This is a genomic window from Streptococcus sanguinis, from assembly GCF_050223295.1.
In the GTDB taxonomy this organism is placed as follows: Bacteria; Bacillota; Bacilli; order Lactobacillales; family Streptococcaceae; genus Streptococcus; species Streptococcus sanguinis_X.
The window spans coordinates 124,629-138,551 of record NZ_CP071424.1 but is presented as its reverse complement, the minus strand read 5'-3'; the positions used below and the strand labels follow the sequence as shown (position 1 = coordinate 138,551).

The 13,923-nt window shown below is 40.8% G+C and carries 15 protein-coding genes and 1 pseudogene; 1 reads left to right on the top strand and 15 read right to left on the bottom strand.

What is annotated here, in order from left to right; translation table 11 throughout:
- Nucleotides 1–81 precede the first annotated feature (81 nt).
- The 11 genes from cls to J1C77_RS00715 all read right to left on the bottom strand — a co-directional run bounded on the left by cls (nucleotide 82) and on the right by J1C77_RS00715 (nucleotide 9,269).
- The gene (gene cls / locus J1C77_RS00765) at nucleotides 82–1,617 is read right to left on the bottom strand and encodes a cardiolipin synthase (RefSeq protein ID WP_042763064.1); all 1,536 of its coding nucleotides are present in this window, start codon (nucleotides 1,615–1,617) and stop codon (nucleotides 82–84) included.
- Between the two features lie 194 nt (nucleotides 1,618–1,811).
- Nucleotides 1,812–2,291 (bottom strand): SP_0198 family lipoprotein, encoded by a 480-nt coding sequence (locus J1C77_RS00760; protein WP_002922670.1) that lies wholly within the window; start codon nucleotides 2,289–2,291, stop codon nucleotides 1,812–1,814.
- Nucleotides 2,292–2,348: 57 nt separating this feature from the next.
- On the bottom strand, nucleotides 2,349–3,581 hold the full coding sequence (locus J1C77_RS00755; RefSeq protein ID WP_002922671.1) for a bifunctional folylpolyglutamate synthase/dihydrofolate synthase: 1,233 nt from the start codon (nucleotides 3,579–3,581) through the stop codon (nucleotides 2,349–2,351).
- A gap of 181 nt (nucleotides 3,582–3,762) precedes the next feature.
- A complete protein-coding gene (locus tag J1C77_RS00750) occupies nucleotides 3,763–4,074 on the bottom strand; it encodes a DUF1292 domain-containing protein (protein ID WP_002894073.1) in 312 nt (103 codons plus the stop codon).
- A gap of 24 nt (nucleotides 4,075–4,098) precedes the next feature.
- A complete protein-coding gene (gene ruvX, locus J1C77_RS00745; RefSeq protein WP_002922672.1) occupies nucleotides 4,099–4,518 on the bottom strand; it encodes a Holliday junction resolvase RuvX in 420 nt (139 codons plus the stop codon).
- On the bottom strand, nucleotides 4,518–4,784 hold the full coding sequence (locus J1C77_RS00740; RefSeq protein ID WP_002894075.1) for an IreB family regulatory phosphoprotein: 267 nt from the start codon (nucleotides 4,782–4,784) through the stop codon (nucleotides 4,518–4,520). Before J1C77_RS00740 ends, ruvX begins: the two co-directional genes overlap by 1 nt.
- A gap of 177 nt (nucleotides 4,785–4,961) precedes the next feature.
- Entirely contained in the window at nucleotides 4,962–5,504 is a 543-nt protein-coding gene (locus tag J1C77_RS00735; protein ID WP_002907743.1) for a hypothetical protein, read from the bottom strand.
- Between the two features lie 105 nt (nucleotides 5,505–5,609).
- Entirely contained in the window at nucleotides 5,610–6,182 is a 573-nt protein-coding gene (locus J1C77_RS00730) for an SP0191 family lipoprotein (RefSeq protein ID WP_002922677.1), read from the bottom strand.
- A 140-nt stretch (nucleotides 6,183–6,322) separates the two neighbouring features.
- Nucleotides 6,323–6,721 (bottom strand): transcriptional regulator Spx, encoded by a 399-nt coding sequence (spx, locus tag J1C77_RS00725; protein WP_002894078.1) that lies wholly within the window; start codon nucleotides 6,719–6,721, stop codon nucleotides 6,323–6,325.
- An 85-nt stretch (nucleotides 6,722–6,806) separates the two neighbouring features.
- Nucleotides 6,807–7,955, bottom strand: coding sequence for a recombinase RecA (recA, locus tag J1C77_RS00720; protein ID WP_002922678.1), 1,149 nt, complete (start codon nucleotides 7,953–7,955; stop codon nucleotides 6,807–6,809).
- Nucleotides 7,956–8,012: 57 nt separating this feature from the next.
- Nucleotides 8,013–9,269 (bottom strand): competence/damage-inducible protein A, encoded by a 1,257-nt coding sequence (locus J1C77_RS00715; protein WP_002922680.1) that lies wholly within the window; start codon nucleotides 9,267–9,269, stop codon nucleotides 8,013–8,015.
- A 270-nt stretch (nucleotides 9,270–9,539) separates the two neighbouring features.
- Between J1C77_RS00715 and J1C77_RS00710 the strand changes: the two genes are divergently transcribed.
- Entirely contained in the window at nucleotides 9,540–9,947 is a 408-nt protein-coding gene (locus J1C77_RS00710) for a helix-turn-helix domain-containing protein (protein WP_002922683.1), read from the top strand.
- Between the two features lie 194 nt (nucleotides 9,948–10,141).
- Here the strand turns inward: J1C77_RS00710 and J1C77_RS00705 are convergent.
- The 4 genes and pseudogenes from J1C77_RS00705 to J1C77_RS00690 form a co-directional block, all read right to left on the bottom strand.
- Nucleotides 10,142–10,669 (bottom strand): annotated as a pseudogene (locus tag J1C77_RS00705) (ATP-binding cassette domain-containing protein); the annotation flags it as partial.
- A gap of 63 nt (nucleotides 10,670–10,732) precedes the next feature.
- Nucleotides 10,733–11,224, bottom strand: a complete 492-nt coding sequence (locus J1C77_RS00700) for a hypothetical protein (RefSeq protein ID WP_002922685.1) — start codon at nucleotides 11,222–11,224, stop codon at nucleotides 10,733–10,735.
- Nucleotides 11,221–11,844 carry an ATP-binding cassette domain-containing protein gene (locus tag J1C77_RS00695; RefSeq protein ID WP_002922687.1) on the bottom strand — a complete coding sequence of 208 codons (624 nt, stop codon included), beginning with the start codon at nucleotides 11,842–11,844 and terminating at the stop codon, nucleotides 11,221–11,223. The genes J1C77_RS00700 and J1C77_RS00695 overlap by 4 nt, the downstream gene beginning before the upstream one ends.
- A complete protein-coding gene (locus J1C77_RS00690) occupies nucleotides 11,844–13,826 on the bottom strand; it encodes a hypothetical protein (protein WP_002922689.1) in 1,983 nt (660 codons plus the stop codon). Before J1C77_RS00690 ends, J1C77_RS00695 begins: the two co-directional genes overlap by 1 nt.
- Nucleotides 13,827–13,923: the final 97 nt, after the last annotated feature.

Here is a 13,923-nt window from a genome sequence, read left to right as displayed (position 1 = left end):
TCGCAAAAGCACCTGCAAAAAAACTGAGACTTCCGCCTCAGATTTTCTGTATATTGCTGCAGAACTTACCCTCCTCCGGTATTAGAGCATAGGTGCAAAGAGCTGCATGATTTCTTTGATAAAGCGACGATACCAGCTGCTATCAAGATTTTCAGGAAGGATTTCTTCAGAAGCCTCAAAAATGGCTTCAAAATCTTCCTTGATAGCTGGAATACTCTCCGTATGATACATCAGGACAGCATTTTCATAATGGTGCACCAGACTGCGGTAGTCAAAGTTAATCGTCCCTACCACGGCAAATTCATCATCGGCCACCACATTCTTGCTGTGGATAAATCCTGGCGTGTACTCAAAGATCTTAACCCCTGCTTCCATCAGATCCGGGTAGGCTCCACGGGTAACAATCTGAATCAGCTTCTTGTCCGGAATGAAAGGAGTCACGATACGGACATCCACTCCCCGCATAGCAGCATTCTTAATATCCTCCGTCAGGTCGTAGTCAATAATCAGATAAGGCGTGGTAATGTAGACATAGTCCGTAGCCTGACTGATGATATTTTGATAGACCGTTTTACCAACCTGACCCTTATAAATGGGCTTAGGCCCGCTGCCATAGGGAATGTAAAGCCCTTTGCCTTCGACAGCTTTATTTTCCAGATGATACTTGTCAAAGTCTGTGATTTCCCCACGGTTGATATACCAGTTCATGAGAAAGAGCCGCGTCAAAGCCTTGACCGCCCGACCTTCCAAGCGCACACCGCCATCTTTCCAGTGTCCAAAACGAACGATATGATTGATGTACTCGTCAGCCAGATTGATACCGCCAGTATAGCCAACCTGGCCGTCAATGACCAAAATCTTGCGGTGGTCACGATTGTTATAGGATACCGTCATTCGCGGAATCACCTTGTTAAACTTATAAGTCTCGATGCCCATCTTGCGCAGCTTACGCGTATAATCGCCCGGCAAAGTAGCCATGCAGCCAATATCATCATAGAGCAGCTTGACTTCAACGCCCTGCGCAGCTTTTTCGACCAAGATTTCCAGAACACTGTCCCACATCAGACCTTCATCGATGATATAAAATTCCAGAAAAATGAATTTCTCAGCAGCCCGCAGATCAGCCAGCATGGACTCAAACATCTCCTCTCCGATAGGAAAATAGCGAGAAGCTGTACCGTCATAGACATCCGCATTATTGTCCATACTCAGCAGTGATTTGATAATACCGTAGGCTGACTTATTTTTCTTTTTCAGCTGGACACGAAGATCGTAGCTGTTGTCCTCACGAAATTTCATAGAGTCCATATTTTCCAGCTGAATCATTTCTTTTTTAGACAGCCGCCGCTCGCCAAACATCAGATAGAGTAGGAAACCAAAGACCGGCACCACGGCAATCAAAAGCCAAGTCACCTTGCTCTCAGGCGGCATATTGCGGTTGACAATCGCTAAAATAGTCCCAATATACAGGAAAACAATCATCGCCACTGACAGCCAGTTGGGTGCAATCTCATTAAAATAGAAGAACGCAACAAAGACAAAGGCTAGCTCCAGCAGCATAATAATGATGCTGAAACCGTATTTTGACATTAATAAGCAGAATTTCCTGAAAGTCATACACTCTCCTATCTCATTGCATATATTCTAGTATAGCAGTAAAGCCGCCTTAAAACAACGTTTATATCAATGCAAATCGTATTTCTAGCTGATGAAAATCCAAGCACAGCTTCTGAATACTACTATCTTCAAAATTTCAATACAAGATTACAACTGATAAAAGGAAAAGCCCTATTCAAGACAGGGCTCTTTCATCATTGTTTCGTAAAGACCAGTGTGTCATCATCATAAGGTTCTTGGGAAAGATCCTCAATTGTCAGCTGATTGCCCTCAATGCGATAGCGCTTGACATCATCTCCGATAATCATGGTCTGGTTGGTAGCATCAATCTGAACCTGTTCAATTTCCTGCTCACCATCCGACTCGACCTTAGTCAGCTGGCCAGTAGTTCCTGAAATCTGCAAGGTCAGCTGATCACCTTCATGGCTTGTCTGATAGCTGCCATCCAGCTCGCCATTGGCTACTTGCTCGGAAGAGGATGCAGAAGCAGATGAGCTGCTATTGGCCGCACTAGACGTGCTAGCTACTGACGAAGACTCTGCTGGCTTGCTGGAAGCGGCTGACTGAGACTGAGAGGAAGGTGCCGTCTGGTTCTGATTAGAACCGCAAGCTGTCAAGGCCAAAACAGCCGCAGCAGCTAGACCCGAAAACATTAACTTTTTAGAAATTGCCATAGTATTCTCCTTTTTCTTCTGTCTTTATTGTACCAAAGCGGGACTCTGGCGGTCAATTTATAAACTTGTCAAATAAGCTCTGACTTCCGCAATAAAATAGAGAGAGCCCGTAATGAAAAGCAGCTGATTATCGTTTTGTCTCTCCTGAAAATTCTGAATAAGCTGCCGATAATCCTCTATGTATAAGAAGCCTTCCGCTTCAGCTTGACCAAGGGAATCTCCATCAGAAAAGGAAGTAACCGTCAACTGAACATTTGGCAGAGCCTCTCGCAGATAAGACAGCATAGCGCTATAGTCCTTACGCTTGAGAGCACCGAAAAGAAGCAAGCACTCTTTGTCATTCTGGCTCTGGATAAACTCTACTAACCTCTCCAGCGCAGGCAGATTATGGGCTCCATCTAGATAAATACCTGGACTGGCTTCTTCCAAGCGCCCTGCCCAGCGAGTCTCCTGCAAGGCCGTCCGAATCTTAGCAGAATCTATCTCCCAGCCCTGCTGCTGCATGAAGAGCAGGAAAGCCTGCAGAGCCAGCGCTGCATTTTCCTCCTGATAGCCTCCCTTGAGTCCCAGTTCAAGATTGGATAGGGCCATAGTAGAATTAGAAAAAGTCTGATTCGTCAGAGAAAAATCGCGACCATACTGATAGAGTTCTATTCCCAGCTCCTCAGCTCGCTGTTCACAAACCAATCGCGCTTCCTCTGGCAGTGGCCCGATGACCGCTGGCCGCCCCGGCTTAAAAATCCCTGCCTTTTGCTTCGCAATCGCCGTCAAGCTCCTTCCCAAAGTCTCTTGGTGATCCAAGCCTACGGAGCTGATGACCGCAATATCTCCCGTAATGACATTAGTCGTGTCTAAGAGTCCGCCAATCCCCACCTCAATCAGGGCTATGTCCACTTCCTGCTCCTTGAAATAGAGAAAGGCAATCAAGGTCAGAATTTCAAAATAGGACAGCTGGTCATGGCTTTTGAGCAGTTCTTGCTCCATCTTTTGCACCTCTTGACCCAGACGGATAAAATCAGCTGGAGCAATCGGTTGACCGTTGATACAAATCCGATCGTGAATACTAATCATATGAGGCGAGGTAAAACTCCCTGTCTTGCGACCATGCCCCGCAAACAGCTGACGCATGAAAGCAATAGTAGAGCCTTTGCCATTTGTACCAGTTACATGAATCGTTAGAAAACTCTGCTCAGGATTTCCAAAAAGAGCTACAGCCTGCTGCATCCGCCCTAGACCCGAACGAAAGTTTAGACCAATTCGGCTGTTCAGCCATTCTTCAATTTCATTCATTTTCTTACCTAAAAAAGAGCAGCGAAGCAGAATTCAAATCTGAATTGCAACTCGCTCCTCTTTCTAATCTTTATGATATGAGATGGAAAATAGCCGAGCCTTGGCTACTTCCTTCATCTGTCAAGTTCAGCCAGCTTTTCGCCCGCACTTGTCCATTTCTGGAAACGAGACTAGGCCAGTCTTACTCTTCCATAAAGCTGTTGAAGACTTCTTCAATCATATCCCACTCAGCATCTGAGTCCTCTGGGATTGGCTGCAGGTCGCCTTCTGTGCCATCTTCATTTTCAGTAAAGGAATAAGCTTGAATCTCTACTTCACCGTTCTCATCTTCTTCCGCATTAGCTGGAATCAAAAGAACATAATTCTTGCCAAACTCTTCCTTACCATCAATGGTCAAAAGAATTTCAAATAAAGTTTCGTTTCCTTGCTCGTCAACCAAGGTGATTAATTCACGCTCTTCATGCTCGTGGTCATGGTTATGATCATGTGTCATACTAGTGTCTCCTTCATTTCTTTTCTAAAAATTTCGATCCAGATAATTCTGCAAAATCAGCTGCGCCGCCAGCTTATCAATAACTTTCTTGCGCTTACTGCGGCTAATGTCCGCCTGCTCCACCAGCATGCGCTCAGCAGCCACCGTCGTCAGGCGCTCATCCTGATAGTCAACCGGTAGACCAAAAAGCTCAGCAATACGCTGACCATAAGCCTGGCTAGCCTCCACTCGAGGCCCGCTGGTATTGTTCATATTCTTAGGCAGGCCAATAACGAACTTATCAACCTTATACTCTTTAACTAGCTCGCTCAAGCGCTCTAGGCCGAATTCGCCCTTTTCTTCATGAATCGGAATAATCTCCAGTCCTTGAGCCGTAAAACCAAGAGGATCACTAATGGCAACCCCAACCGTTTTCGAGCCCACATCTAATCCCATAATTCTCATTAGAGATCGACGCCTTGTCCTTTCAAATAATAACGAACCAACTCCTCAACAATCTCATCGCGCTCATATTTGCGGATTTGATTGCGAGCATTGTTATAGCGAGGTACGTACGCAGGATCACCACTGAGTACGTATCCCACGATTTGATTGATTGGATTGTATCCTTTTTCATTGAGCGACTTGTAGACATCGGTCAAAGTCTCGCTAATTTCCTTTTTATTTGAATCATCGAGATTAAAACGTACTGTTTCATCTGTAAATCCCACAATTACACCCTCTTTCTTTAGAATATCCCTATTATAGCATAATTATAGGCTTTTCACAAATTTAATTCACCTGAATTTCCCTAATTTTTCAATAAGCTTTAGCTAATATTTATCCGAAGTCTGACTCTGAAATCCAGCAAAAATCCAGCTCTCTTCAGAGAACTGGATGAAAATTTCCTAATTTGAAGCGGGCACTTCCACGCCGTCGCTTCCCTTAAACTTATTCAGCAATTCTTCCGGAGTCAGGGTCTCGATCTGCTCAAACAGCTGCGCGTAGTTTGGAAGCTTTTTGGCTGCTTCGTAGTCTAGGTTCTCAGGATCGATAGTCATCTCCAGAGAAATCTCTTCCGCTGTCATATCTGTTTTCAAGTCAAGACCGGTGATATTCACCGCCTCTTTCAGACCCAGTGCTTCCTCGATCAAAGACAGCATTTCCTTCTTCACAGTGGAAACATCCTGCTTTGACAGAGCTTCCTTGATGTTGTCAGGAATAGCCTTGCTGACATGCAGAATAACCTTATCATACTTCTGTCCGCTGTAGCTGACAGTTAAGATCCTGGTTTCTTTTCCATGTTCTAATTGCTTCTCAGTTTTATAGGACTTAGTGACAATATCTCCTTTTCCAGCCCCTCCCTGCGAGGATGAACTGTTATTTGACTGCTGACTGCAAGCTGTTAAGATTGCCAAAGCTGCCAGCAAAAAGACAATTAATTTTCTCATGTCTTATCTCCTTCAATATTGAGCTGATTTTATCATATCATTATAAAATCGGCGCTGTCAAACTGATTGTCACTCTGTCATTAAAATGTAATAAAAAAGAGCAGCTTATTTCTGCTCTTCTGCTCCATTCATCAGGAGATTGTTGATATATTCTTCTGGTGTCAGCTTAATCATTTCTTTGAGCTTGAGATTTTGAAAATAAGGCATAGACGCTGCCTTTTCGATATCTAGGCTCTCAAAATCATAGCTAGAAGTCATTTTCAGCTCGTTCTCATTCAAAATTGTCACTGAACCGCTAAAACCTTGAAGTCCACGAGCCTGCACATAGTGTGCATCCTGCTCCAGTGACTCATTGAGAGACTTCTGCGCTTCCTCCAGCCCCATCTGCTTGATGGCTTCTTTCATCTCATCATCAGTCGCAGTCAGCCTTTCAATAACCAAGCGTTTAAAATGCTCTCCCTGATAAGTCACTGTCTGGCTCTGCTGGTTTCCTCGTTCATCCTTTGGAAAAACAAGAGTCCGAGTAATCACTTCCTGCTGCTTGGCATTATCAATGATAGGCAGATTATTGCTGATTTCTTTCTTGTCAGCCGCATTCGAATTCGTCTCTGTCTTTTTATGTCCACAGCCTGCTAGCAGTACCACACTCAATCCCAGTCCTAACAAAATTTTCTTCATCTTCCATCCTCCTCAGAGATATTGTATCACAGTTCTGCTCCTTGTCAATCCATCCAGTCGCCAAAGCCCTCCCCTCTATCAACCCGAACAAAAAGAAGAGCCGAGATTCTCTTCCCGACTCTTTCAGTTTTATTCAAAGATTAGAGAGCTGCACGCAGACGAGCTTCTGCATTTTCAACATTGCGAACAGAACGTGGCAGAAAAGCACGGATATCATCTTCTTTGTAACCAACTTGGAGACGTTTATCATCCACTAAAATGGGACTTTTCAAAATACGCGGGGTCTCCATGATGATGTCAAGAACTTCGTTGACACTCAACTCTTCAATGTCAACACCCAAACCCTTAGCATAGCGGTTTTTTGATGAAACAATGCTCGCGATACCATTTTCTGTTTTGGTTAAAATATCCAGAAGTTCTTCTTTGGTGATGCCTTCTTTGCCTAAATTTTGTTCTTTATAAGTTAATTGATGAGCGTTTAGCCAGGTTTTTGCTTTTTTACAACTAGTACAACTTGAGACAGTATAGATTGTGATCATGTAAGTACTCCTTTCGCTACACGATACTAATATCGTAGTCTATTATATCACAAAAACCATCGGTCTTGCGACCTATTTTGCAAAATTACTCTTCAATTTCGATAGCATCGTCCAAATCCAGAGTCACTTCTTCCATCGTTTCCACAGGGCTGTCAGTCTTGCTGCCAACTGCTTCTGACAAGTCATCGCCTTCAATCAGACCATAACGTACACGAACTTGGCGGTCAATTTCGTCAAAGACTTCTGGATGATCAGCCAAGTATTTTTTAGCATTTTCAGATCCTTGACCAATCTTTTCATCATTGTAGGAGTACCAAGCACCAGCTTTTTTGATGATATCCAAATCAGTCGCAATCTTAATCAACTCACCTGTCTTAGAAATGCCTTCTCCGTACATGATTTCTACGAAGGCTTCTTTGAATGGCGGAGCTACCTTATTTTTAACAACCTTGATCTTGGTTTCTTTACCAACATTGGTATCCTTCTCATCACCAGTTCCCTTGATTTGAGTATTGCCACGGACATCCAAACGGACAGAAGCATAGAACTTCAGTGCACGACCACCTGGTGTTGTTTCAGGATTACCAAACATAACGCCAACTTTTTCACGCAGCTGGTTAATGAAAATCGCAATCGTCTTCGTTTTGTTGATAGAAGCAGACAGTTTGCGCATAGCCTGACTCATCATCCGAGCCTGCAAGCCAACATGGCTGTCACCGATATCGCCATCGATTTCTGCACGTGGTACCAGGGCTGCAACTGAGTCCACAACCACCAAGTCCACCGCACCTGAGTCAATCAGCTTGCCAGCAATTTCCAGTCCCTGTTCGCCAGAGTCAGGTTGAGACAGCAGCAACTCATCAATATTGACACCCAGAGCAGCCGCGTATGACGGATCCAAAGCATGCTCAGCATCGATAAAGGCTGCGATACCACCTTCTTTTTGCGCTTGAGCAACTGCGTGAAGAGCAACGGTTGTCTTACCAGAAGACTCTGGACCGTAAATTTCAATAATTCGTCCCTTAGGATAACCCCCAGCGCCAAGAGCAATATCTAAAGCCAGAGAGCCTGAACTCATGACTTGAACCTTTTGCTCTGCCCGCTCGCCAAGACGCATAATGGCTCCCTTACCGAAGTCCTTTTCAATGTTTTTCAAGGCATTATCCAAGGCTTTTTGGCGCTCATCGCCGAATTTCTTTGAGATTTCGTCTAATTTTTTTTGTTTCTTTGCCATTTATTTCTCCTGTTTTTTCTAAAATGTCTTTTGGCCATCTGTTAATTATACCAAAATTCAGCTATTTAATAAAGTTTTTCGTACTAGGTTGAAGGCGTGCAGAACAGCAATTTTCCGCACATCACGACGACTGCGTCCAGCAATATTGACCTTAATAGTTTCCGTTCCTGAAGCACTAGCTAAACCGATAAAAACGGTCCCTGCAGGATGATCTTCCAGTGAATCTGGGCCTGCCACACCTGTCAAACTGACAGCTAAGTCGCTTTCGGTCAGCTTTCTAGCCTGCTCTGCCATTTTTCCAGCCGTAAAAGCTGAAACGACACCGTGCTGCTCCAGTTCTCCCAACGGAATATCCAGCATCCGGCTCTTTTCCTCCATGCTGTAGGTGACAAAGCCACCTGAAAAAATAGCGGAAGCGCCAGCAAAATCAGCCAAAGTCGCCTGAAAGAGACCAGCTGTCAGACTCTCTGCCGCTGAAATCGTCTTCCCTTGACTCTTCAGCAACTCAAAAGCCACCTGTGCCAAGGAATTGTCATCTCCATAACCATAGAAAATCTCTGACAAGGGCTGTCCCTCAAAAGTCTTATGTGCCAAAATTTCCTTTTCCACAGCCTCAAACTTAGCATCCGCTTCTGCCTGACTCAGAGCTTTGGTAGACAGTCGTAGGGTAACCTCTCCCGTCTTTGCATATGGAGCAATAGTGGGGTCACTCTGCTGCTCAATCATCTCTGACAAAATAGTCACTAGCTGACTCTCGCCGATACCAAAGAAACGCAGCACCCGTGAGTACAATTTCTGACCTGTCGATAAGAGGGGAACCAGCTCATTATTGACCATAGGTTTAAGCTCGCTAGGCGGGCCAGGCAAGACTACATAGGTCACTCCGTCTGCTTCTAACAAGCCTCCGACAGCTAAGCCGGTCGCATTTGGTAACGGAGTTGAGCCTTCGACCAGCTGAGCCTGACGCTCATTATTGGGTGTTCGAGCATAATCCGGCCGGCTGGCAAAAAAGCGATCCAGCTTTTCCACAGCCTGTGAGTCAAAATTGAGCTCACGCCCTAAGAACTTAGCCAAGGTCTGCTTGGTCAAATCATCCTCTGTTGGCCCCAAACCACCAGTCAGGATAATTAGATTACTGCGCTTTTGAGCAATTTCCAAAACAGAGAGGAGACGATTTTCATTGTCCCCCACTGCTGTCTGAAAATAGACATCAATCCCCAGACTCGCCAGTTTTTCAGATAAAAATTGGGCATTAGTATTGACAATCTGACCTGTCAGAATCTCGGTGCCCACAGCAATAATTTCTGCTTTCATAGAACCTCCTACCTTACTATTCGGAATTGGCTTTATTTTATCACAAAAAATGTTTAAAAAGTTGATTTTTATTTCAGAAAATAAAGAGAGCTGTCAAGTTCCTTGACAAACTTGTCAATATGCTGTGGAAAACTTTTAAAAACGACTAGTGTTATGCAGAATAACCAGATTGTTAGGGAAATGCTATTGGCAAAGGAAACTTTTCTTTTTATAATAAACATGAAAAGGACGTAAAAGTAATTTATTCATTTCGTTAGAAAGGGAACCATCATGAAAATTTCACAAGTTCTCAAAGACATTCGTCAACAAAATCAACTCACTCAGGAGACTTTGGCAGAAAGGCTCAAGGTTTCCCGCTCTGCCATTGCCCGCTGGGAAAGCGAAAAAGGTATCCCTGATATTGGAAATCTCATCACTATCAGTCGGGAATTTGATATCAGTCTGGACACACTCATCAAGGAGGATGAGCGCTTGGAGAAAAAGGTCATCGAAGATAGCAAGGCCAAGAAATGGCATTATTTAGTCATCCTCTACCTTTTTTCCATCTTGGTTTATATTGGTGCCTTCGCTTACTTGCACCATATCTTTATGGCTGGCTTCCTCATCTCCACCCTCTTTATGCTTTTCTATGAATTACGCATCTTTATCAAGGAAAAGATTTGGATACAGAAAGGATAACTAAATAAAATTCCTTGGATGTTAGAAAACCAAGGAATTTTTTCTATGAAACAAGAAATATAGTCGCACTATTATGAAAATTATGAAAGAGAACTGACAAGTAAAGATTGCGTTCGCTTTTTATATATAAGACAGCAAGGAAAAAAGAGGAAAGTAAAACTGCAGCTACCTTTGACAAATGAGCTCAATCAAGATCAGATTTGTGTAACATCAATAACAATATCAACTTGTTTAAACACATTGGGATCATGAGTGGCAAAAATTACAACCGTATCTGGTGCAACCAGACTTAACAACAATTCTATAATAGCTTGACCGGTTTGCCGATCAAGCGCTCCTGTCGGCTCATCAGCCAAAATAATCTTGGCTTTTTTGAGCAAGAGTCGGGCAACCGAAACACGCTGAGCCTGACCACCTGAAAGTTCATAAATTTTAGAGTTAAGGAATGACTCATCCAGTCCTACTTTCATTAAAGTAGTAGCCACTTCTGCTTTACCTGCTAACATTTTTAAATTATCCCAGACTGTCTCCTCTTCCACCAAAGCATAGTTTTGAAAAACATAACCCAGATAGTTTTTAAAATAGTCTCTTTCTTTCATAGCCCAAATATCTTTATTATTCAGTAAGACCTTGCCGTTATTAGGCTTTTCTAGACGGGCGATTGCATTTAATAACGTTGTTTTTCCTGAACCTGACGGCCCAATCAGAGCATAAGATTTATTTGTATTTCAAAAATTTATTGGAACTTTTCTCTTTATGTTATGCGTTTGTCGTGTCATCATAAATTATTTTTTAAACGCTTCGTATAGTTTTTTATAGAACTCTTTCTTTTCTTTTTTTTGATTATTAAACTCTTTTTTGCCGTAATCAAAATTCGCTACTGAAAACCCCTTGCCATCATCAGAAAAAGTGAAGAATTCTATCCCAATCAATTTATTATTTTTAGCATCTACTACAGTAGTTCCTAAATTATTGTTAAATTGTTTAACTTCTTCTTCACTAACCCCAAACCCCATAGCAGTGCCATCTGCAATAATATTTGAAAACACTTCTTCTGAAGATGCTACTTCTTTGACAGATATTAGATAGACAGCATCTTCTGTTTCTACTTGCCTTACCTTATCCCATCTTTCGGTATCATTCGAAGAGATTGTATAGACTGTTAAATCCACCGAAGGTTTATTGGGATTTTCTTTTTTAATCACTTGTTTGCCAATTAAGACGATTGCGAGTACTCCAATGACTAGTAGCAAACTAATATAAATTTTCTTTTTCATGCCTGACTTCCTATATCTTTTATGTCAACGATAACATCAACTTTACTATATACAGCTGGATCATGTGTTGCTATAATAACATAATTATTCTTGGCTGCTTCACTCAATAATAAGTTGATGATTTCATTCCCAATCTCACTATCCAAGGCTCCTGTAGGTTCATCCGCTAAAATAATTTTACGCGGTTTCATTAACATTCTTGCAATAGCTACACGCTGAGCCTGTCCCCCAGACAATTCATATATTTTATGTTTTAAATAGTCCGTAGAAAGGCCTACTTTTTCAAGTATCTCAGATATAATCTTTTTGTCTTTATTGAGGAGTTTTAAATTATCATATACTGTTTTGTTTTCTATCAAAGAATAATTTTGGAATACATACCCAATAGTATTTTTAAAATAGGTTCTTTCTTTTGTTTTCCAAATATCCTGTTTATCAACTAACACTTTTCCACTGTCAATTTTTTCTAGCCTTCCTATAATGTTTAGCAAGGTACTTTTACCTGAACCCGAACCGCCAATCAAGGCGTAGCTTTTCCCAGCTTCAAAGGTTAAATTTAAATCTGTAAATATTTCTTTTGAGCCATATTTTTTTGTAACATTCACAATTTCAATTGTCATTAGTCATCTCCTTTTAGAATTTGAGTGTATCTATCAGATAATTTTCTGAAACTTATTATTATTGACATCATTAAAACCGTTAAAGAAGCAAGACCAATATACAATAACTCTATTTGTCCTGTCATGATAAATGTCAATAAGATAACCATTATAATCGTTATCATAAAATATTTTAGACTTGAAATGGCCATACCTGTTTTCGATAGGCCTAAAATGATTTTTTTGACATAGTCATTCTGTTTTAAGGCAACAAACATTTGAGCATATTGATAAATGAGTAGAAATACAATTCCGCAAATAACTATTTGCAGTATTTTTGAAAGGAGAATTTGGTGCTCTAAAGATTGAATATTAAGTTTCACAGTTTGGTAAACCTCGACTGGATTGATTGAAAAATTCAAACTAGCACTCAAATCGTTGATGTCCTTAATTGCTTCTGGACTAAAAAGTGAGTTATATATGATATTGCTTGCCAAAATAAAATCGTTAGTTTCTACCATTTTATCAGTATCTAATACAACCACTATATTACTCTTACTATTTGTCACACTTTCCAAAGGTAGATTATCTTTATTTTCAGGGACACTACTGCCATTTTCATTGAAATAGAAAAATTCTTGCCCATCAGGAATGACTTGCACCGTAAGATCATCTTTTGTATAGTTTGTACCAGTAAATTGTTCTGCTACAACCGTATTCTCGATTGATGCCTTATTCTCTTTAAATTTATTAGGAATATAGATGGTTGCTATTTTATTATCTAAAATACGATAGTTTGTTCCATTAACTTTATTTTGTACCTTAGCACCTGTTTGATTGATATAAACCAGCTTTTTATTAACCTCTGGATTCGTTATCCCATCACTTTTTAATTGCTTAGAAAAATCTTCTGTAACATGAGAAGTTTTCATAAAATCTGGAACATAGGCTGAAGATGATTTGATATATATAAAATCCAGTTTTTTTAAGGCTTTAGCAATCTCTATATACTTAGCTCCTGAGTCATTTGCTTCTTCTCCATTAGTAACAGATTCATTTTCAATACCCAAAAACTCTAGTCTTTTCCAATCTTTTACTGCACTCCATGGTTCTAAATGCTTTATCTGTATATTTATCTTTGATTGACTAGCCTTTGTTTCCCGTAAAAAGACTCCTGAAACAACTATTATGCTAGAAATAACCGCAAGCCATACGATAAAAATGAGGCTGTTTTTGGCCTTATTTTTTATAATTTCAATAGGCTTTTCAACCTGAATCGTCAGCCAAAATAAAACAAAGGTGATGAGATCAATGATTTGAAAAATTATAAAATTGGTTAGAAGTAGAGAGAAGAATAACTTGGAACTATAGGTGAAGAGACCACTCCCCAGAAAAGAGCCATAGAAAACCATCAATAAAGCAACTAAAATCAGCTCAAAAGTAACAGAAATTAAATAATCCTTTTTTAGGTTATACACAGGCAATCCTAAAGAACGTCTTATCATCCCTTCTTTAATCTTTCTCGCTCTAACAACAAATAAAACAACTAATAAGGTTAAGTAAATTGAAATCATTAACAAAAATCTTAAAGAGCCAGTAAATTGTATCATTCCTCCCATATACCAAGGGTAAGCCATATATACTACTTGCAGACCTGTAGACGTAAGTTTTTTTAAACCATTTGAATCTATTTCCCCTAGAGTATAGTACATCCCTGTTATCGGTACAGACTTTAATTGTTCATGGCTGGCATCATCAAGATTTATATAAGTCAACTGTCCTGAATTCTGAACTACCGGCTTGTATATTTTAACTTTTTTCTCTTCTGATAGGCCACTAATCATTTGATATATTTCTTCATTAGAAAGATTGCTTTTCCCTTGAATGGAGAAGGCACCATCAATTGGTAAAGGTATTGGTTTTTGAGTATCACTAATACTAACCAGACCAATGGCAGCAATTAAGCAAAAAAAGAGTCCTATAACACCTAATTTTAATTTCATAAGCTCCTACCTATATTATAAAAGACCCTATAATATTATTGGATCTTCCAACTTTCATAAACTATTGTTAAAATTTAAAGTAGTTCCAATGTGCATT

Coding starts and splice junctions, on each gene's coding strand:
- cls (WP_042763064.1), bottom strand. CDS start 1,617: ATGACTTTCAGGAAATTCTGCTTATTAATGTCAAAATACGGTTTCAGC.
- J1C77_RS00760 (WP_002922670.1), bottom strand. CDS start 2,291: ATGGCAATTTCTAAAAAGTTAATGTTTTCGGGTCTAGCTGCTGCGGCT.
- J1C77_RS00755 (WP_002922671.1), bottom strand. CDS start 3,581: ATGAATGAAATTGAAGAATGGCTGAACAGCCGAATTGGTCTAAACTTT.
- J1C77_RS00750 (WP_002894073.1), bottom strand. CDS start 4,074: ATGACACATGATCATAACCATGACCACGAGCATGAAGAGCGTGAATTA.
- ruvX (WP_002922672.1), bottom strand. CDS start 4,518: ATGAGAATTATGGGATTAGATGTGGGCTCGAAAACGGTTGGGGTTGCC.
- J1C77_RS00735 (WP_002907743.1), bottom strand. CDS start 5,504: ATGAGAAAATTAATTGTCTTTTTGCTGGCAGCTTTGGCAATCTTAACA.
- J1C77_RS00730 (WP_002922677.1), bottom strand. CDS start 6,182: ATGAAGAAAATTTTGTTAGGACTGGGATTGAGTGTGGTACTGCTAGCA.
- spx (WP_002894078.1), bottom strand. CDS start 6,721: ATGATCACAATCTATACTGTCTCAAGTTGTACTAGTTGTAAAAAAGCA.
- recA (WP_002922678.1), bottom strand. CDS start 7,955: ATGGCAAAGAAACAAAAAAAATTAGACGAAATCTCAAAGAAATTCGGC.
- J1C77_RS00715 (WP_002922680.1), bottom strand. CDS start 9,269: ATGAAAGCAGAAATTATTGCTGTGGGCACCGAGATTCTGACAGGTCAG.
- J1C77_RS00710 (WP_002922683.1), top strand. CDS start 9,540: ATGAAAATTTCACAAGTTCTCAAAGACATTCGTCAACAAAATCAACTC.
- J1C77_RS00700 (WP_002922685.1), bottom strand. CDS start 11,224: ATGAAAAAGAAAATTTATATTAGTTTGCTACTAGTCATTGGAGTACTC.
- J1C77_RS00695 (WP_002922687.1), bottom strand. CDS start 11,844: ATGACAATTGAAATTGTGAATGTTACAAAAAAATATGGCTCAAAAGAA.
- J1C77_RS00690 (WP_002922689.1), bottom strand. CDS start 13,826: ATGAAATTAAAATTAGGTGTTATAGGACTCTTTTTTTGCTTAATTGCT.